This window comes from Xanthomonas cucurbitae (assembly GCF_002939885.1).
GTDB lineage: Bacteria > Pseudomonadota > Gammaproteobacteria > Xanthomonadales > Xanthomonadaceae > Xanthomonas > Xanthomonas cucurbitae.
In genome coordinates this window covers 23880-41349 of sequence record NZ_MDED01000004.1, presented here as the reverse complement: position 1 = coordinate 41349, position 17470 = coordinate 23880, and the positions used below count along the sequence as shown (strand labels likewise).

The 17470-nt window shown below is 60.6% G+C and carries 16 protein-coding genes; 7 read left to right on the top strand and 9 right to left on the bottom strand.

The genetic code is table 11. From position 1 onward, the window contains the following. Positions 1 to 85 precede the first annotated feature (85 nt). The 4 genes from rfbD to rfbB are packed head-to-tail and all read right to left on the bottom strand — an operon-like array spanning position 86 to position 3536. Positions 86 to 988 (bottom strand): dTDP-4-dehydrorhamnose reductase, encoded by a 903-nt coding sequence (gene rfbD, locus XcuCFBP2542_RS03620; protein WP_104602262.1) that lies wholly within the window; start codon positions 986 to 988, stop codon positions 86 to 88. Continuing rightward, positions 985 to 1542 (bottom strand): dTDP-4-dehydrorhamnose 3,5-epimerase, encoded by a 558-nt coding sequence (gene rfbC / locus XcuCFBP2542_RS03615; protein WP_104602261.1) that lies wholly within the window; start codon positions 1540 to 1542, stop codon positions 985 to 987. The genes rfbD and rfbC overlap by 4 nt, the downstream gene beginning before the upstream one ends. Next, positions 1539 to 2426 carry a glucose-1-phosphate thymidylyltransferase RfbA gene (gene rfbA, locus XcuCFBP2542_RS03610; protein WP_104602260.1) on the bottom strand — a complete coding sequence of 296 codons (888 nt, stop codon included), beginning with the start codon at positions 2424 to 2426 and terminating at the stop codon, positions 1539 to 1541. The genes rfbC and rfbA overlap by 4 nt, the downstream gene beginning before the upstream one ends. 54 nt (positions 2427 to 2480) lie before the next feature. Continuing rightward, entirely contained in the window at positions 2481 to 3536 is a 1056-nt protein-coding gene (gene rfbB, locus XcuCFBP2542_RS03605) for a dTDP-glucose 4,6-dehydratase (RefSeq protein WP_104602259.1), read from the bottom strand. A gap of 232 nt (positions 3537 to 3768) precedes the next feature. On the opposite strand from rfbB, the gene XcuCFBP2542_RS03600 reads away from it, so the two are divergent. The 7 genes from XcuCFBP2542_RS03600 to XcuCFBP2542_RS03570 all read left to right on the top strand — a co-directional run bounded on the left by XcuCFBP2542_RS03600 (position 3769) and on the right by XcuCFBP2542_RS03570 (position 11756). Further along, positions 3769 to 4515, top strand: a complete 747-nt coding sequence (locus XcuCFBP2542_RS03600) for an electron transfer flavoprotein subunit beta/FixA family protein (RefSeq protein WP_104602258.1) — start codon at positions 3769 to 3771, stop codon at positions 4513 to 4515. Continuing rightward, on the top strand, positions 4515 to 5459 hold the full coding sequence (locus tag XcuCFBP2542_RS03595; RefSeq protein WP_104602257.1) for an electron transfer flavoprotein subunit alpha/FixB family protein: 945 nt from the start codon (positions 4515 to 4517) through the stop codon (positions 5457 to 5459). The genes XcuCFBP2542_RS03600 and XcuCFBP2542_RS03595 overlap by 1 nt, the downstream gene beginning before the upstream one ends. A gap of 546 nt (positions 5460 to 6005) precedes the next feature. Continuing rightward, positions 6006 to 7109 carry a DegT/DnrJ/EryC1/StrS family aminotransferase gene (locus XcuCFBP2542_RS03590; RefSeq protein ID WP_104602256.1) on the top strand — a complete coding sequence of 368 codons (1104 nt, stop codon included), beginning with the start codon at positions 6006 to 6008 and terminating at the stop codon, positions 7107 to 7109. After that, positions 7094 to 8065, top strand: coding sequence for a glycosyltransferase family 2 protein (locus XcuCFBP2542_RS03585; RefSeq protein WP_104602255.1), 972 nt, complete (start codon positions 7094 to 7096; stop codon positions 8063 to 8065). The genes XcuCFBP2542_RS03590 and XcuCFBP2542_RS03585 overlap by 16 nt, the downstream gene beginning before the upstream one ends. Then, entirely contained in the window at positions 8062 to 8991 is a 930-nt protein-coding gene (locus XcuCFBP2542_RS03580; RefSeq protein ID WP_104602254.1) for a WxcM-like domain-containing protein, read from the top strand. Before XcuCFBP2542_RS03585 ends, XcuCFBP2542_RS03580 begins: the two co-directional genes overlap by 4 nt. Next, a complete protein-coding gene (locus XcuCFBP2542_RS03575) occupies positions 8978 to 9415 on the top strand; it encodes a GtrA family protein (RefSeq protein ID WP_104602253.1) in 438 nt (145 codons plus the stop codon). The genes XcuCFBP2542_RS03580 and XcuCFBP2542_RS03575 overlap by 14 nt, the downstream gene beginning before the upstream one ends. A gap of 88 nt (positions 9416 to 9503) precedes the next feature. Beyond that, on the top strand, positions 9504 to 11756 hold the full coding sequence (locus XcuCFBP2542_RS03570) for a sugar translocase (protein ID WP_104602252.1): 2253 nt from the start codon (positions 9504 to 9506) through the stop codon (positions 11754 to 11756). Positions 11757 to 11936: 180 nt separating this feature from the next. On the opposite strand, the gene XcuCFBP2542_RS03565 is transcribed toward XcuCFBP2542_RS03570, so the two are convergent. From XcuCFBP2542_RS03565 to XcuCFBP2542_RS03545, 5 genes are all read right to left on the bottom strand, one after another. Next, on the bottom strand, positions 11937 to 12875 hold the full coding sequence (locus XcuCFBP2542_RS03565) for an NAD-dependent epimerase/dehydratase family protein (protein ID WP_104602251.1): 939 nt from the start codon (positions 12873 to 12875) through the stop codon (positions 11937 to 11939). Further along, entirely contained in the window at positions 12859 to 13893 is a 1035-nt protein-coding gene (gmd, locus tag XcuCFBP2542_RS03560) for a GDP-mannose 4,6-dehydratase (RefSeq protein ID WP_104602250.1), read from the bottom strand. Before gmd ends, XcuCFBP2542_RS03565 begins: the two co-directional genes overlap by 17 nt. 79 nt (positions 13894 to 13972) lie before the next feature. Then, positions 13973 to 14572 (bottom strand): glycosyltransferase, encoded by a 600-nt coding sequence (locus XcuCFBP2542_RS03555; protein WP_104602249.1) that lies wholly within the window; start codon positions 14570 to 14572, stop codon positions 13973 to 13975. A 33-nt stretch (positions 14573 to 14605) separates the two neighbouring features. Next, positions 14606 to 16354, bottom strand: coding sequence for a glycosyltransferase (locus XcuCFBP2542_RS03550; RefSeq protein ID WP_104602248.1), 1749 nt, complete (start codon positions 16352 to 16354; stop codon positions 14606 to 14608). A 20-nt stretch (positions 16355 to 16374) separates the two neighbouring features. Further along, positions 16375 to 17436 (bottom strand): glycosyltransferase family 4 protein, encoded by a 1062-nt coding sequence (locus XcuCFBP2542_RS03545; RefSeq protein ID WP_104602247.1) that lies wholly within the window; start codon positions 17434 to 17436, stop codon positions 16375 to 16377. Between the last annotated feature and the right edge of the window lie 34 nt (positions 17437 to 17470).

Sequence of the window (17470 nt, the reverse complement as noted above, 5' to 3'; positions counted from 1 at the left end):
GACCAGCCCCAGATGATGGCCGAAGCGGGGTGTAGGCTATGGGTCAGTGCTGACGCCACACCGGCCCATCAAACCACTCAGAGGCTCACTCGCGGGCGAGCGTGTCAAGCACCCGGCTCAGTCCGTCCTGCCAAGCGGGTAGGTGCACACCGAAGGTGTCCTGCAGGCTGTGGGTATCCAGCCGCGAATAGGCAGGGCGCATGGCCGGCGTTGGATAGTCGGCGGTACTGATCGCTTCCACGTGCGGCACGCGGGCGAGCAGACCGCGCGCGTGGGCCTGGGCAAAGATGGCCTCGGCGAAACCATGCCAGGAGGTCTGCCCCGCAGCGGTCAGATGCCACAGGCCGGAGGGTTCACCGGGCTGGCGTAGCGCGTGCGCCGTGATGTCGGCGATCAACGCGGCCGGCGTCGGCGTGCCGATCTGGTCGACGACCACGCGCAGCACGTCGCGCTCGGCTCCCACGCGCAGCATCGTCCGCAGGAAATTGTTTCCATGCGCCGCGTAAACCCAGGCTGTGCGGAAGATCAGATGCCGGCCGCCGGCCGCCTGCACCGCCTGTTCGCCGGCCAGCTTGCTCTGCCCGTACACGCCGAGCGGCGCGGTGGCGTCGTCCGGCCGATAGGGGCGAGTGCCCTGCCCGTCGAAGACATAGTCGGTCGAATAATGGACCAAGGGCACATCGGCACGCGCGCACCATTGCGCAATGACCGCCGGCGCCTCGGCGTTGGCACGAAAGGCCGCATCAGGGTCCTGCTCGGCACGATCGACGGCGGTGTAAGCGGCTGCGTTGACGACGCGAGTTGGCCCTAATCGGTCCAGCAAGCCAAGCAATGTTTCCGGCGCGTCGAAATCTGCGGTCTCACAGGCCGTGCCGTCAGGCAGCTGACCATTACGGGTCGCCGCCACTACCTTTGCCCCGTCTTTTGCAAGTGCACGTAACAGTTCTGTACCGACCTGTCCGCTGGCACCAAATACCAACGTGGTCATGCTGGAAAGGCTGGCAAGCGATCAGGCGGCACATCGGCCAGAAACGGCGCGGCTGCGTCCTTGGTAGACAGCACAGGATTGCTGATCGGCCAATCGATCCCGATTGCAGCATCGTCCCAACGCACGCCGGCGTCGGCCTCCTTGACGTAGATATCGGTGCACAGGTAACTGAACAGTGCAGTTTCCGACAGCACTGCGAAGCCATGTGCAAAGCCCTCCGGTATCCAGACTTGGCGACGGTTCTCAGCGCTCAGCAGGACAGCTGTCCAGCGCCCGAAATGCGGCGAGCCAGACCGCAGATCAACCGCAACGTCGTACACCTCACCGGCAAGGACGCTAACCAGCTTGCCCTGCGGACGTGGCCACTGATAATGCAGGCCACGCAGGACACCCTTGGCGGATGTGGAGACATTACTTTGCACGAAGTTCGGGGGCAGGCCGTGCTGCCTGAAACGCTCGGCATTCCACGTTTCGAAGAAATATCCCCTCGCATCGCCAAAGACTGCGGGCTCAATCACAACGCAACCAGGCAACGTCGTTTCGATCACTTTCAACGGACCACTCCACGCTTGGCTAGTGCGTTTAGATATTTACCATAGTCATTTTTAGCCAGCGGTGCCGCAAGGCGCTCCAGCTGTTCGGTGTCGATCCAGCCCTGACCAAATGCGATTTCCTCGGGGCAGCACACCTGCAGACCCTGGCGCATCTGGATGGTTTCGATGAAGTTGGCCGCTTCATGCAAGGACTGGTGCGTGCCGGTATCCAGCCACGCATAGCCGCGACCCAGGGGTTCGAGGTGCAGATCACCCGCTTCCAGATAGCAGCGATTGAGATCGGTGATCTCCAGTTCGCCGCGGGGCGATGGCTTCAAGGCGGCCGCATAGTCGCTAGCCTTGCCATCATAGAAATACAGCCCAGTCACCGCGTAGTTGGAACGCGGTTGCACCGGCTTTTCGGCGATATCGATCACCTTACCCTGCTGATCGAATTCGGCGACACCGTAGCGCTCCGGGTCGTTGACCCAGTAACCGAACACGGTCGCCCCCTGCTCACGCGCGTCGGCCCGGCGCAGGGTCTCGGTCAGGCCGTGACCGTGGAAGATGTTGTCGCCCAACACCAGGCAGCTCGGCTTTCCGTCAACGAAGTTGCGACCGATCAGATATGCCTGTGCCAGCCCGTCTGGACTCGGTTGCACGGCATACTGGATATTGACACCCCATTGCGAACCATCGCCCAGCAGCGACTGGAACAGCGCCTGTTCGTGCGGTGTATTGATGATCAGGATGTCCCGGATACCTGCCAGCATCAGCACGCTGAGCGGGTAATAGATCATCGGCTTGTCGTACACCGGCAGCAGCTGCTTGCTGACGCCCTTGGTGATTGGATACAGGCGGGTGCCAGAGCCGCCTGCCAGGATAATGCCTTTGCGTTGTGTCATGAGAGCTTCCTTGAAAGGTCGGCACGCACCTGAGCGGCCACCAGTAGAGAGACGTCAGGCCGCCGCGCCGATACGTTCCAGACGGTAGCTTCCGTCCAGCACGCCCTGCACCCACGCCTGATTGCCGAGATACCACTCCACCGTCTGTGCGATGCCCTGCTCGAAGGTATAGGCAGGCTCCCAGCCCAATTGGTTTTTCAGTTTCGAGGCATCGATCGCATAGCGGCGGTCGTGCCCGGGCCGGTCGGTCACATAGGTAATCTGGCTAGCGCGTGGCTTGCCGTCTTCGCGCGGACGATGCTGATCCAGTAGTGCGCAGATGGCCTGCACGACCTCGATGTTCTGCCGCTCGGAATTGCCGCCCACGTTGTAGGTTTCGCCGACCCTGCCCTTGGCCAGCACCGTACGGATCGCCTCGCAGTGGTCGCTGACGAACAACCAGTCACGCACCTGCTTGCCGTCGCCGTAGACCGGAAGCGGCTCGCCAGCCAGCGCCTTGGCGATCACCAACGGGATGAGCTTCTCGGGGAAATGGTACGGACCGTAGTTGTTCGAGCAATTGGTGGTCAGCACCGGCAGCCCGTAGGTATGGTGGAACGCGCGCACCAGATGATCCGAAGCGGCCTTCGACGCGGAGTACGGCGAGTTCGGCGCATAGGGCGTGGTTTCGGTGAACTTGCCGGTCTCGCCCAGGGTGCCGTAGACCTCGTCGGTGGACACGTGCAGGAAGCGGAACGCGTCGCGTCGCTTGTCCGGCAGCGCCTTCCAATAGTCGCGGACAGCCTCGAGCAGTGCCAGAGTTCCGACCACATTGGTCTGGATAAAGGCGCCCGGACCCTCGATCGAACGGTCCACATGGCTTTCCGCGGCGAAGTTCAATACCGCATCAGGCTGGTGTTCCTGCAGCAGGCGGGTGACGAGCGCACCGTCACCGATATCGCCCTTGACGAACACGTGGTCGGCGTTGTTCTCCAGCGATGCCAACGTGTTCAGATTTCCTGCGTAGGTCAGCGCGTCCAGGTTGATTACACGAATCCCACGGGAGACCGCCTCAAGAACAAAATTGCCACCGATGAAGCCGGCACCGCCGGTTACTAGCCAAGTCGCCACTGTCTACCCCTCCTGGTCGCGCGCCGAACGCGCTGCGTTATCGAACAACACAGGATATACGGTCCCGGCATTATCGGGCTTAAGCGAGAGCGACTCCGCAATCGCGCCCTCTGACGCATTGCAACACCCATACGCCATCGCATGGTGGATGCTCCCCGGTTAGAATGGCCCCACTCCCGAGCCTGCCGCCGCGGCCGGGCCTTCCCGCAATAGCTGAAGGATCTCGTACACGATGAAAATCCTCGTCGCCTACAAGCGCGTGGTGGACTACAACGTCCGCATTCAGGTCAAGCCGGATGGCTCCGGCGTGGTGACCGAGGGCGTCAAGCTCTCGCCCAACCCCTTCGACGAAATCGCCCTGGAAGAGGCATTGCGCCTGCGCGATGCCGGCATCGCCAGCGAAGTGGTGGTCGCCACCCTGGCGCCGGCCGATGCCGCCGCGCACCTGCGCAACGGCCTGGCCATGGGCGCCAACCGCGCCATCCATGTGGTGACCGATGCGGCGGTCCAACCGCTCACCGCCGCCCGCAGCCTGCTCAAGCTGGTCGAGAAGGAGCAGCCGGACCTGGTCATCCTGGGCAAGCAAGCCATCGACGACGATGCCAACCAGACCGGCCAGATGCTGGCCACGCTGTGGGGCCGCCCGCAGGCGACCTTCGCCGGCAAGCTCGTGGTGGCCGACGGCAAGGCCACGGTCACGCGTGAAGTGGACGCTGGCCTGGAAACGCTGGAAGTCGACCTGCCGGCCGTGATTACCACCGATCTACGCCTGAACGAGCCGCGCTTCATCAAGCTGCCCGACATCATGAAGGCCAAGAGCAAGCCGCTGGACACGCTGGCGTTCGCCGACCTCGGCGTGGACGCACACGACAGCCTGACCACCACTCACCATGCCGCGCCATCCAAGCGCAGCCGCGGCGTCATGGTCAAGGATGCCGCCGAACTGGTGGCCGCACTCAAGCAGAAGGGGTTGCTGTAATGGCCAAGGTTCTCGTTATTGCCGAACATCTCAACGGCCAGCTCAATGCGGCCACCGCCAAGACCCTGAGCGCCGCGCAGGCGATCCCGGCCGGGTCCATCGATGTGGTCGTGCTGGCCGCCGACCCGGCCGGCGTCGCCGCACAGGCCGCGCAGCTGTCCGGCGTTGCCCGCGTGCTGACGGTGACCAATGCCGCCAACGAACACGCCATCGCCCAGGTGCTGGGGCCGCAGATCGCCCAGCTGGCGGGCCAGGGCTACACCCATGTGTTCGGCCCCTCCACCACCTTCGGCAAGGATTTGATGCCAGTGGTTGCGGCACTGCTCGGCGTTAATCAGATCTCCGACCTGATGACGGTCGAGGACGCCTACACCTTCAAGCGCCCGATCTACGCGGGCAACGCCATCATCACGGTCAAGGCCCCGGCCGACCAGATCGTGGTAGCCACCGTGCGCAGCGCCTCCTGGCCCGAAGCGGCCAGGGGCGGCAGCGCGGCGGTCGAGTCGGTGACGGTCGATGTGACCCTGCCCACCCATACCCGCTTCATCGGCCTGGCTGCCGGCAACTCCGACCGCCCGGACCTGCAGAGCGCCAAGCGCGTGGTCTCTGGCGGCCGCGGCGTGGGTTCGGCGGACAACTTCAAGCATATCTACAGCCTGGCCGACAAACTCGGCGCAGCCGTGGGCGCCTCGCGCGCGGCCGTGGACGCCGGCTATGTGCCCAACGAGCTGCAGGTCGGCCAGACCGGCAAGATCATCGCCCCGGAACTGTACGTGGCCATCGGCATCAGCGGCGCCATCCAGCACCTGACCGGCATCAAGGACGCCGGCACGATCGTGGCGATCAACAAGGATGCGGAATCACCAATCTTCGAGATTGCCGATATCGGGTTGGTGGGGGATTTGTTTACGCTGTTGCCGGAGCTGGAACAGGCGATGGGCTGAGCGCGGAGATGCGTGCCGCAGGCTGTTGGTCACGCTGCGCCCATCAGGATTGCTTGGAGTGGCGGACAATCTGTCCGCCACGTAGACATGTGCGTTTATAATTCGCAATCACTTTGCGGGATACCGTAGATGCCGTTGCAAAGCTTCGAGGTCCCGGGCACATGGCGGTTGAACGTCCCTTATCGCCGTGTCTTCGCTCTTTTGCCTGGAACAGATGATTCGGCAGAGCCAGCTACAGTGGATCAAGACGGCTATGCAATAACCGGCTTTGCAAGGAGGCAGGATCTGCCGGGATAGCACAGCCAATGTACGCTTCAGTCATTCCAGTGCAGCCGCTTGTGCTCGTTTAAGCGCTTTGCCCCGCACTGCGGGGCTGGCGCGATACCGGGCAGATCGAGTCGGCGCTTCCACTCATACGTCTAAGTCAGACCCGCCCACTGACCACCGGCCGAACGCGATATCCTTCCGGTCAAAGATCTCTACGGCGGCATACCAATGCTGCAGCATTTCAAATCCACCCGCACATCACTTGATACCTCGGATTCCATGGACGCCCTGATTCCCGTCAACTCGTTGTCCCGCCACATTGCGCCCGTACAGGATGCACTGTCTCAGATCGCAAGCACGATCGTCGCGAGTGGTTACTATGTACTCGGTCCGAACGTGAAGGCTTTTGAGCAGGAGTTCGCCAGCTACTGTGGAAGCCGTCACTGCGTCAGCGTTGCCAACGGGACCGACGCCCTTGAACTCTCCCTGAAAGCGCTGGGCGTCGGCCCGGGAGATACGGTGGCCGTTGTTGCCAATGCGGCGATGTACGGCACCAGCGCGGTCCTGGCCTGCGGCGCTTCACCGGTTTTTGTCGATACAGGCGCGGGGACGGGGCTAATGTCCGTATCTGCGCTGGAAGCAGTACTCGCTGGCGAAAACGCACCGGCAGCCGTGATCGTGACCCATCTCTATGGCCAACTGGCTGACATCGAAGCGATCGTCGCGCTGTGTCAACCACGTGGCATCAAAGTCGTGGAAGACTGCGCACAGGCACACGGCGCCGAACGGAATGGCCACCGCGCCGGTAGCTTCGGCGATATTGCTTCCTTCAGCTTTTATCCCACCAAGAATCTGGGCGCCTTGGGCGATGGCGGCGCGATCGTGACAAACGATGACCAGCTAGCCGACCGTGCCGCGCAACTCCGCCAGTACGGATGGACGGCCAAGTACACCAATACCCTACGGGGGGGCCGCAACAGCCGCCTCGACGAATTGCAAGCTGCCATGCTGCGCCATATGCTTCCCCTTCTGGACGGCTGGAACCAGCGTCGCCGGGATATCGCCAACCGCTACGCTCGGGGCCTGTCCAACCCGAAGATCGAAGTGGCTGGCATGGTGGGCGCCGATAATGTGGCGCATCTGTACGTCGTTCGTTCCGATGACCGCGAGCAACTGCGGTCGCACCTGCAGTCTGCTGGGGTGCAGACGGAGGTCCATTACCCGTTGTGCGACCACCGTCAACCCTGCCATGAGGGCGTATTCGATTCTGTGGTACTACCGAACACGGAAGCCGATGCGGTGCGCGTGACGACGCTGCCATGTTTTCCGGAGCTGACAGATCAAGAGGTCGATCGGATTGTCGAAGCATGCAACCGGTTCTGAGCCAGGTGCAGTCGCCTTCCCTCAGCCTGGTTGTTCCGATCTACGGCAATGAGGGCTCGATCGACGAGCTCCTGCAGGCTGTCGATTCGATTGCTCGTAGCGTCGACGGGAAGTTTGAAGCCATTTTCGTGGTGGATGGCAGTCCCGATCGTAGCTACGCCTTGCTGCGTGACAAGTTGCCTGGCTGCGCCTTCAGTTCGCAGCTGGCGACCCTGACCAGAAATTTCGGCGCGTTCCCGGCAATCCGCACCGGCTTGCAGCTTAGCCGCGGCGAGTTAACTGCGGTAATGGCGGCCGACCTGCAGGAGCCGCCGCAATTGGTCATCGACTTCTGGCAACGCTACTCTAGCGAGCGGTACGACGTCGCCTTCGGCGTGCGCGAAGCGCGCAGCGATCCGGCCGCATCAAAATTGGCGTCAACCATGTTTTGGGCAACGTATCGACGCATGGTCATCAAGGACATTCCCAAGGGTGGCGTGGATATCTTCGCTGTGAGCCGCGGCTTTCTTGAACGGCTGTTGCTGTTGAACGAAGCCCATTCCAGCCTGCTTGCGCAACTATTTTGGCTGGGCGGCAAGCGCGAATTTGTCAGTTATCAACGGCGCGAGCGGCAGCACGGCAGGAGCGCCTGGACCTTGAGCAAGAAACTGCGGTACCTGTCCGATAGCGTCTTTGCCTTCACCGACCTACCGGTCCGCATGCTGACGGGGCTGGGTTTGATCGCGCTTGCATTTACCACGTTGCTCGCTGCACTGGTGCTGGCCGCGAAATTTTCCGGACTCGTCGCAGTGCCGGGCTACACACTGACAATCTTGACCATTCTCTTTTTCGGCGCACTCAATTCATTGGGCCTGGGTATCGTGGGTACCTACGCCTGGCACGCGTTCGAAAATACCAAAGCGCGGCCCCTATCGATCATGCAGTCGGTCGAAAACTTCGAAAAGGATAACCTGTGAGTCATTTCGTGCATCCTAATGCCCTTTGCGAAAGCGACACCATCGGCGAGGGCACCCGCGTCTGGGCATTTGCCCACGTACTGCCAGGCGCTCGCCTTGGCCGTGACTGCAACATCTGCGACGGCGTATTCATTGAGTCCGACGTAGTGGTCGGCGATCGTGTGACGATCAAGTGCGGCGTACAACTATGGGACGGCGTGCGCTTGGGCGACGATGTCTTCGTGGGCCCGAATGCCACCTTCACCAACGACCTTTTCCCACGCAGCCGGGTGTACCCCGAGAAATTTCTAGGCACCGTGGTCGAATCGGGCGCATCGATCGGTGCCAACGCAACCATCCTGGCCGGCACCACCATTGGCGGTGGTGCGATGATCGGCGCTGGTGCAGTCGTTACGCGCTCGGTGCCGCCTAACGCTATTGTGGTTGGCAATCCTGCACGCATTGTCGGCTACGTGTCCAACCAGGACGCGGACAAGACGGCTCCACTTCCCACCGCCCAGGGCGTCACCGACACCGCCGTTCCTGGCGTCAAGCTTTACCAGATGCCCAGCTTTGCGGACATGCGCGGGTCCCTATCCGTGGGGGACTTCGATAGCTTCCTGCCTTTCAACGCAAGACGGTATTTCCTGGTTTATGGCGTCCCCACGCAGGAGACCCGTGGCGAACACGCGCACAAGCGCTGCCATCAGTTTCTCGTCTGCGTCTCCGGTTCGGTCAGGGTGCTAGCGGACGACGGTACGCGCCGCATCGATGTCGAACTCAACTCACCGAACCAGGGCATCCATCTGCCGCCGATGATCTGGGGCACGCAATACAAGTATTCCAAAGACGCCGTGCTGCTGGTGTTTGCGTCCGAGCCCTACGACACCGATGAGTACATCCGCGATTACTCGTCCTTCAAGAGTCTGACGAATGTGGGCGGATGAGTCCTCACAGGCCGATACCCTGCTTCGACGGCATCGGCCATTGGTCTCCGTAGCGCTGCGCTTCCTGCTGGGCGGAGCACTCAACACAGGCCTGACCCTGGCGCTGTACTGGGTGCTCCTTCGCTTTATGCATTATCAATGGGCTTACTTTGCGAGTTTTTGTGCAGGCATCCTGATCAGCTACCTGATCAACACTCGTTACGTCTTCCGTGCACAACACAACTGGTTAAAGTTTGCGGCGTTTCCGTTCATCTATCTGGTGACCTATGCACTTGGGGCTCTAGCACTGAAACTCAGCGTAGGGCATCTAGGCGTGCCGGCGGCGGTCGGCCCGCTGATCTCTATCGTTGTCACGTTGCCAGTGTCATTCATCCTGAGCAAGTTGGTGTTGCAGGCTCCCAAACCTGACGCCTCTCAGAGCTGAGCCAGTCGCGGCGCAGAACGTCACCCCACCTCACGCCTGCTTTGCAGTCCCAATGGCGCAGCGCATCCATTCTTGACCTGTGGATTACATGAGCACCCTACTTCCTCCTACAACGCCGGCCCGCCCCAAGATCAAGGCCGAATGGCTGCCCCTGCTGTTAGGCGCTGCTCTGTCCGTCGTGGCGGGCAGCGTCCTGCTCGTGGGCTGGCGGGCGGGCCTGTTGCCCGTGCTGGACTATCCGCTATCATATAGCGGCGACGCGTTGAGCAGCCTCTGGCTGACACAGCGAGCAATGGAAGGATGGATCTTCGAGAACGCGCGGAGCGGCTTCCCATTCGGGTCATCTTTCCTCGATTACCCCGGAGCAGATTCCGGCAGTTTCCTGTTCCTGAAGCTTGCCGGCATGCTGACCGGCAGCAGTGCCGCGGCAATCAATCTGTTCTTCTTGCTGGGCTTTGCCGCGAACTTTCTGACGGCATATTGGGTGATGCGTTGGCTGCGCGTCGGTCGTTCGCTGTCATTTACCACTGCCATGCTCTTCACGCTGGCGCCTTTCCACTTCCTGCGGTTGCAGCACATCTTCTACACCTGGTATTTCGGAATCCCGATCTATTTCATGCTTGCGATCCGGATCGCACGCGCCGACGTATCGCTGGATTTCTGGAGCGCCCGGCCCGCACGCAAGATCACGCTTGCTGCGCTATACCTAGTCCTGAGCTGTTTCGGCGTTTATTACACGGCATTCGGCCTGATCCTGATTGGAACGGCTTGCCTCATGGCGCTGTTCCATAAGGACTGGACGTCCATCACCCGCCTCGCAGCACCCGTCATTTTCTTCCTTGCGCTTGGCACACTGGCAAATGTCGCACCCAACGTAATCAACGAGCGGATCAACGGTCACAACCCGGAGGTCGCTGCCCGCGCGCCGGCGGAGTCGGAGATCTACGGCGTGAAGTTGATGCAGTTGATCCTGCCCCGCCCCGACCACAGGCTACCTAAGCTGGCCAATGTAACGGCCAAGTACATGGCCAGCACACCGTTGATAAACGAAAACACGACGGCCTCCCTGGGCCTGATTGGTTCCATTGGTCTTGCCATCCTGGCGCTGGTCGCGTTCGCGCGCCTGGCAGAGCGGCGCAGTGAAGAACGCATTGCTCTGTTGGCGATTCTCTCCGGCGTCCTTCTGGCATTCATGACCATCGGCGGGCTTGGCTCACTCTTCGCCCACGTCGTTTCGCCATCCATCCGCGGCTGGAACCGGGCCAGCATATTCATCACGTTCAGCACCCTCGCTGCGGTAGCCATCGCGGTGCAGATGTTCTCCGACAAGGTAGGGCGTCGGTACCACATGACCATTGCCTCGATCGCTGCTGCCGGCATGTTGGTCTTCGGCATCTGGGACCAGACCTCCGCTGTATGCGGCCCGTGCCAATCCGGCGCGCGCACTGCATACGAGCAGGACAAGCGTTTCATCCGCCGCATTGAAGCTACCCTGCCTGTAGGTGCGGCGGTTTACCAGTTGCCCTACATGCCGTTTCCCGAAGTGCCGCCCAAAAATGGCTTGCATGCATATGACCTTGCGGTGGGATTCATACACTCGCAGCAACTGAAATGGAGCTACGCAGGCATGAAGGGCCGTGAGGGCGACCTGATCTACCGGAATCTGGAAACCCAACCCGCCGCAGCACAGCTCCAGGCGATTGGTCGTTTCGGCTTCGACGCTGTCTACATCGACAAGCGAGGTTACGCCGACCAAGGGGCACGCATCATTGCTGAATGGACACAGGCCATTGGCGCACCGCCAGCGGTGACTCGCGAGGACGGCGCGGTTGTGGTGTTCCGTCTACCAGGGGGTACAAAGCCTGCAAGCATTGAAGCTGCCAAGGACGCAGCGATCACCGAGCCTGCGGCAGATACGAGCATCACCCTGCCTTCACTGCGCAGCCTGCTAACACAAGGCTGGTCTTCCGACGAGGCATGGGGTGTCTGGTCGGAAGGCACAAGTTCATCGCTGCGCTATCGTGTCAGCCCAACAACCGTCGGCAGGACAACGGTAATTCTGCGTGGCAACCCGTTTCTGGCCGGGCCCCAGCAAGCGCTACGCATCCGTGCAACGGTCAATGGCGTTCAAGCGCTCGATACCCGCGTCACTGCAGCACAAGCCCTACCGCTGGCACTGCGGATTCCCGTTACAACCCGCCAGCCGGATGAGGTGGTGCATATCGTCCTGAACTACGAAACACCGGTCTCCCCCGCCGAGATCGACATGTCTGCAGACCAGCGGCGGCTTGCCTTCGGGCTGACAAGTCTTGAAATCTGCAAGGCAGATTGCGACAGATAAGCCGCTGGGGCCCCACCACCACCATTGCCATTGCCACCCCTGCCATTTTCAGCTGGCGCAGCTTTTTCGCGGCCGGCAGTGCATCAGCGTTTGCGATGAAGCCGAACCAATTCGCAACGCCAGGCTTCGGCTGGATTTTCCAGCCGAAGCTCGATTGCTCTCAATGCTCTTGGGGTGTTCTCACTGCTCACTGCTCGCAGCTTCGAGCATCCAGCGCAGCGTCTCCTCCAGCGCAAGACTCTGCCAATCGCCGATCAGCTCCTGCAATCTGGCATTGCTGCCAAGCAACTTCTTGACTTCGTTCTCCCGAACGAATGCAGGGTTCACCTGGACGCCGATATCGTGGCCGGTGATTTTCGAGCAGATCCTGATGATGTCCCCTAGCGAACTGGCGACACCCGAACACACATTGACGATCTGCCCCTCGGCCGCTGGCGCTTGCAGGAGCTTGCGATAAGCCAGCACGACCGACCTGACATCCCCGAAATCGCGCCACACTTGGGTGTTGCCCAACTCGATGGAAGAGGCATGCGATGCGAAATGGGAAACAATCTTGGGGATCAGGAAATTGGTAGCCTGACCGACCCCGGTATAGTTAAAGGGGCGGGCAATCACCAGAGGCAGCCGCTCGCACCACAAGCTGGCGACATACTCCATGGCGAGCTTGCTCACCGCGTAGTCGTTCGAGGGCGCGGGTGTGACCGACTCGTCGATCATGCCCTCAGTTGCATTGCCGTAGACATTGGCACTGCTCGCGATCAGCACCCTCTCCGGGCGGTGGTGACTTGCGGCCAGCGCCTGCAGCAAGTTACGCGTGCCGAGCAGATTGACGCGGTAAAAATCGTCGGCATCCCCATGACCGACAAAGGCCACTGCCGCCAGATGCACAACGTAGTCGGCTTGGGCCTGCGCAACGACGCGAGCGACGTCGGCACCGTCGCGTAGATCCATCGGCCAGAACTCGTTGGTGCTGGCCGTACCAGTACCGTCCGAACGCGTTCCGACGCCGATGACCGTGCAGCCCTGTTCCTTGAGCTGCTGGGCCATGTAGCGCCCGGTGAACCCGGACGCTCCACTGATCAGAACCCGCTTCCCCGTCAGGTCAGAATGAGAAGCCACGCTCGTTCCTCTTCAGATCGGCCTCGACCATCATCTGGCACAGCTGTTCCAGGGTGGTCTCAGGCTTCCAGCCGAGGAGACGGGTCGCCTTTTCGGGATCGCCGATCAGCAGCTCCACTTCTGCAGGGCGATGGAACTTCGGATTGATGCGCATGACCACCTTGCCGGTGGCAGTGTCCACCGCAGTCTCTTCAGCGTCCTTTCCCCGGAACTCGACGTCGATGCCCGCGCCCTTGAATGCCATGCTGACGAAATCGCGCACGGTCTCGGTGCGATTGGTCGCGAGCACGAAGGTATCCGGCTCCTCGGCCTGCAGCATCCGCCACATACCTTCCACATACTCGCGCGCGAAGCCCCAGTCACGCTTGGCGTCCAGGTTGCCTAACTCCATGCAGTCCAGCAGCCCGAGCTTGATCTTGGCCACCGAATCGGTGATCTTGCGCGTCACGAATTCACGTCCACGCAATGGACTTTCGTGGTTGAACAGGATGCCGCTGCAACCAAAGATGTCGTAACTCTCGCGGTAGTTCACTGTCATCCAGTGCGCATAGAGCTTGGCGACGCCGTAGGGGCTGCGCGGATAGAACGGCGTGCTTTCGATCTGCGGAACCGCCTGCACCTTGCCGAACATCTCCGACGTCGAGGCCTGGTAGAAGCGGACATCCCGGTTCACCTGACGGATCGCCTCCAGCAAGTGGACCGGACCGATACCGGTGATCTGCGCCGTTGTGGTCGGCTGATCGAAAGACACGCCCACGAAGCTCTGAGCCGCCAGATTGTAGACCTCGGTGGCTCCGGTGCTTTCAAGCATACGGATGCTCGAACCTAGATCCGTCAGATCGTATTCGATCAGATTGAGGTTGGGGTGGGCCGCAATTCCAAGCTCTTCGATCCGCCAGAAATTGACCGAACTCGTACGGCGATACGTGCCAAATACGCGGTAGCCCTTGTCCAACAGCAGTTCTGCCAGGTAGGCACCGTCTTGACCCGAGATTCCAGTAATCAACGCAGTTTTCATTAACACATTCTCTTGTTTACGTATTAGTTCCGGCTTTGAGCCGATGCAGGGTCGGGGACGCTCCGACGCGCGGTGCAGGTCAACGCGTTGACAGCGGCTTCCCACCCGCGCCGCATAGGGTCTGCTTGCCCTGATCGGCGCAGCTGGTGAATGGGCCGTAGTCGAGCGGCTCGATCTTGAAATCGCTGAACCAGGCGACGCCCTCCTGCACCAACCCGAATCGCAAGCTCTTTCCGACCACTGCCTGGGCAGGCACCTCGGCGATCACCTCGGCAGAGGCACCGGCAGCGATCCCTTCAGCGGGAAGCGGAGCACGTACAAAATCCTTCGTCGATACAGTGCCGGAACTGTCTACCAGCGAGATCGCGAGGTTGATCGGCAAGGTGCCCTTCGAACTTAACGTTTCCTTGCCCGCGTTGGTGACCGACACAACGGTTCGTATCAACTCACCATTATTGACGATCACAGGGTCCGAGACGATGGCGTAGCGAGCCCCTACCTGCTCCTGCGTCAAGGGGGTGGTCATATTGGGTGCCTCGGAGGCCGGAGCAGCCGGTTGAGGTGTGGCGGTTGCCGGCTGGTCTGCCTCAGGCGACTTGGAGCAACCGGCCAGGGTGACGACAGTCGCCAGGAAGGCGGCAGTGCACAAAGAGACGGGAGTTTTCGCAAACGATTTCATGCGTTAGGACCTGGGTTGGATGAATGTGCCCCCTCATGATTGAGTGGCTTCTACACGTACGAGCAGCCGGGCTGGTACAAACCCCCGACTTTTGAACCAGCAAACAGATTCCTGGACGAGATCGATTTCCAATTCATACTCACCAACGGCATCTGGCACGCGAAGCGAGATAACTTGTTCGCGACACGAAGCTGGCTCGATTGGCTCATCGATCCATTGGCGCGGCTGCTCCACTTGCTGCAGCGGTGCAGCAACGGAGCGCCAGTAATACCCGATGTAAATGCCGAACGGCGTCACCGAGTGTCCGGGTGGACTGAGCCACGGAAATTCACTGGTATTATTCAGCATCAGCCGTACGGTGACCTCGCTGGAGGGCTCCGCTACGCTAAGATCGGTTTCGATCAGTACCACCCCTCCTTGACATGCTTCGACCGGCAAGGCCTCAGTATAAGGGTACGGCTCGACCGTGGCGAAGATCATTTGTCCGTGCGCGTCGACTTGGCGCTCGGATAAGGCCTTTAGCGCAGAATCGACCCACCGGTCGCCACGCAGCGTGCTGCGGACATCGATCCTCTGAACTTCGCTCAACAGCGGAGAATCAAGGTCGATATTGAGGTCGGCCAAGGCCTCGGCGACGCGATCCCTGAAATCGGAAAAGACACGGTTGGATTTCAAGAGCTTCACATAGCGGTCGGTAGCACCGTATGGGTCAAGCTCCGGGCGACCTGCCTGATCTAGACATTCTTCTGCCCAACGCGAGTACGCTGCCGAATCCAGCGCAAAGTGCTGCAATAGACCGCAAAGAACCTCTGGACATTCTGAAGTGGGAGGCACTTTCCTGACGCAGGACGGCAGTTCCGCGTACCAGCCCTGATCCGATACCACGACAGGCAGGCCCGCCTGCAACGCCTTCGACACGACCGCGGATGCTTCGCCCATGGTCGGCTGGCGAAGCGCGATCATCAGGTCGGCACGCTCGAACACACTGCGAAATTGCTCGTCGTCGATGCGGCCATGATTGACCAGTCGCACGTTCTGCAAACCCGAAAGACGTTCCAGCTGTAGCTGCACAGCAGGTTCAACCACCCCGGCTATCTCGAGAGAAAGCGGGTGAGTCAACTCGGGCTCGACCTGCAACAACGCCTCAACGATCCAGTCGAACCTGCGATTCACTTGACCACCACCCATCACCGCAATGGTGCTGAGACGATCACGCACCCGATGCCGCGCGGCGACAGGATAGAGCTGGGGTATGACCGTAACAGGCAGCCAGGGAAACGCCTCGGCAACCCTTTCAGCCGCGTATCTGGAATGCACAACCACTTCGAGCGCAAATTTCGTAGCCACCTGATGAAGCGGGTAATGCACGATTTCGTCACGGCCCCAGATCGGAGAACCATAGCGCAACGCAAGCGTTGCGTTCTTCACTTCAGCAGCGGAGTGCCATTGTTCCAGCACCCGCGCATACCCGTCGCCGAGCAGTGCCTCGTCACTCAGTACGCCCGCCACCATGTGGTGCAGCACCAGATCATGAAGGTGAACAACGCCGGGAACACATGCCATAAGTGGAAGCATCCATCCATGGAAGGCGGGATGATTTCCCATCTGGTACACAACGGCATCCGCTTCAAGCAGCCCATCAACAACCTTCTGGGCTCCCATACGCTCCACGTCACCGCGAACCACCGTGTCGACCTGCACGCCGCGCGCGCGCAGCAGTTCCACCAGCCCGGCCGAATACTCGGCAATACCGGAATGTTCCGGGGGCAGTGGCCCGACCATGGCAATGCGGAAACGCGTGTTCAAATCTTTTCCTCCACGAGCTCGCGTATCACGCGATCCCACGTAATCGAGGTGCTGAGGCGGTAACCTTCATCGGCAAGCGAACGTAGTTGCGCACCGGTTCTTGCGTAGCAATCCCCGATGCTCTGCGCGATCTCCTCTGCCGTGGGACCGGTGACCCACCCACTTCCGGTGGCTTTTACGATCCTTCCGACTTCGCCGCTGTCGTCAACAGTAATGACAGGCTTATGCGCCGCAAATGCCTCCAGGGTTGCGAATCCGTAGTCTTCGTCAACGGGAGAGTAGAAAACAGCCCTGCAATTCGCGATCAACGCGAGCAATTTCTCATCCTCGACAAAGCCAGTCAGTTCTACCCTGTCCTGGAGCCCCAGCTCATGCACCAACGGTGCCAAGGAGAGCGCATAGTCACTGGCTCCTGTGCCTGCTATGACGACTTTGGCTTTTGACACATGTGCCGCTGCGCGAATCAGCAGGTCAGGCCGCTTCATCGACTCGAGTCGGCCGATGCACAAAATATAATCGCCGTAGTCACCAGATGTGATCAACGGGGCCAGTTTGGATGGAGGGTACAGAACCTGCGAAGAAAGACCGTTGAACTGCTGAAGCCTCTCGGTCACGGTCTGCGAGATGGTGTAGCGCGATTCAATGTCCGACAACAGTTGCGTGTCCGAAAAGCGCAAGGCGTCGCGCAACGCCACATCCCGCGAGTTCAGATGGGGGAAATCAAAACGCGTGCGCTCCAGATCGTAAAGCACCCTGTGCTGATGCACTAACCAGAGCGTCTTGTTTGCATGCGAGGCAGCGTATGTTGGAAACTTGGTACAAATACACAGGTCGATCTTCTGACCGTTACTCTCATTCAGATCCAGTAACCGCCACGCCAATGCGGAGGAAAGGATCTCCGTTTCCGGGTACCAACGATATGGCAGCTGCACCAATTCGGCGACGACCTGGCTTCGCTTACCCCACAAATTGATCTGACGGACCAGCTCCTCATTCAGAAACTCTGCCCCTCCCCTGATAAACGGCACCTGCGCACCGAGTACGATGACTCTTTTCACGCCCCCCCCCCCCTACATGATGTCCTTACCACGA

Excerpts from the sequence above, each read along its gene's own strand:
- rfbD (WP_104602262.1), bottom strand. The coding sequence starts at position 988 with ATGACCACGTTGGTATTTGGTGCCAGCGGACAGGTCGGTACAGAACTG.
- rfbA (WP_104602260.1), bottom strand. The coding sequence starts at position 2,426 with ATGACACAACGCAAAGGCATTATCCTGGCAGGCGGCTCTGGCACCCGC.
- XcuCFBP2542_RS03600 (WP_104602258.1), top strand. The coding sequence starts at position 3,769 with ATGAAAATCCTCGTCGCCTACAAGCGCGTGGTGGACTACAACGTCCGC.
- XcuCFBP2542_RS03595 (WP_104602257.1), top strand. The coding sequence starts at position 4,515 with ATGGCCAAGGTTCTCGTTATTGCCGAACATCTCAACGGCCAGCTCAAT.
- XcuCFBP2542_RS03590 (WP_104602256.1), top strand. The coding sequence starts at position 6,006 with ATGGACGCCCTGATTCCCGTCAACTCGTTGTCCCGCCACATTGCGCCC.
- XcuCFBP2542_RS03585 (WP_104602255.1), top strand. The coding sequence starts at position 7,094 with ATGCAACCGGTTCTGAGCCAGGTGCAGTCGCCTTCCCTCAGCCTGGTT.
- XcuCFBP2542_RS03575 (WP_104602253.1), top strand. The coding sequence starts at position 8,978 with ATGTGGGCGGATGAGTCCTCACAGGCCGATACCCTGCTTCGACGGCAT.
- XcuCFBP2542_RS03570 (WP_104602252.1), top strand. The coding sequence starts at position 9,504 with ATGAGCACCCTACTTCCTCCTACAACGCCGGCCCGCCCCAAGATCAAG.
- gmd (WP_104602250.1), bottom strand. The coding sequence starts at position 13,893 with ATGAAAACTGCGTTGATTACTGGAATCTCGGGTCAAGACGGTGCCTAC.
- XcuCFBP2542_RS03555 (WP_104602249.1), bottom strand. The coding sequence starts at position 14,572 with ATGAAATCGTTTGCGAAAACTCCCGTCTCTTTGTGCACTGCCGCCTTC.
- XcuCFBP2542_RS03550 (WP_104602248.1), bottom strand. The coding sequence starts at position 16,354 with ATGGTCGGGCCACTGCCCCCGGAACATTCCGGTATTGCCGAGTATTCG.